At 49.4% G+C, this 1,037-nt stretch carries 1 protein-coding gene; it reads left to right on the top strand.

Annotated features, from left to right (window positions below):
* A partial coding sequence (psbD, locus tag UYI_RS0131350; protein ID WP_016870641.1) for a photosystem II D2 protein (photosystem q(a) protein) occupies positions 1-1,037 on the top strand: 1,037 nt, incomplete at both ends.

The following is a 1,037-nucleotide window of genomic DNA, read 5'->3' on the forward strand; positions in this document are numbered from 1 at the left end:
GGACGTAGTACTACCAGAGGGTGGTTTGACGTTCTCGACGACTGGTTGAAGCGCGATCGCTTCGTATTCGTAGGATGGTCTGGTTTATTGCTATTTCCCTGTGCATTTTTAGCACTAGGTGGATGGCTAACCGGCACAACCTTCGTCACCAGTTGGTACACCCACGGCTTAGCATCTTCTTACTTAGAAGGCTGTAACTTCTTAACAGTAGCAGTATCAACACCAGCAGACGCAATGGGACACTCATTGCTGCTGTTGTGGGGACCAGAAGCGCAAGGCGACTTCACCCGTTGGTGTCAATTGGGTGGATTGTGGACATTCGTAGCACTGCACGGAGCATTTGGATTGATCGGGTTCATGCTGCGTCAATTTGAAATCGCTCGGTTAGTAGGCATCCGTCCTTATAACGCCATTGCCTTCTCTGCTCCGATCGCGGTATTTGTATCCGTATTCTTGATGTACCCATTGGGACAGTCTTCTTGGTTCTTTGCACCCAGCTTTGGAGTAGCAGCGATCTTCCGTTTCTTACTGTTCTTACAAGGATTCCACAACTGGACACTCAACCCGTTCCACATGATGGGAGTAGCGGGTGTATTGGGTGGTGCGCTGTTGTGTGCGATTCACGGTGCAACAGTAGAAAACACCCTGTTTGAAGACGGCGAAGGCGCAAACACCTTCCGTGCTTTCAACCCCACCCAAGCAGAAGAAACCTACTCAATGGTGACAGCAAACCGTTTCTGGTCTCAGATATTCGGTATTGCTTTCTCCAACAAGCGCTGGTTGCACTTCTTCATGTTGTTTGTGCCAGTGACTGGTTTGTGGATGAGTGCGATCGGTATCGTCGGCTTGGCATTAAACCTGCGGGCTTACGACTTCGTTTCTCAAGAATTGCGGGCTGCTGAAGACCCCGAATTTGAAACATTCTATACCAAAAACATTTTGCTGAACGAGGGTATCCGCGCTTGGATGGCTCCTCAAGATCAGCCACACGAGAAATTTGTATTCCCTGAGGAGGTATTACCTCGTGGTAACGCTCT

The organism is Fischerella muscicola PCC 7414, from assembly GCF_000317205.1.
Lineage (GTDB): Bacteria > Cyanobacteriota > Cyanobacteriia > Cyanobacteriales > Nostocaceae > Fischerella > Fischerella muscicola.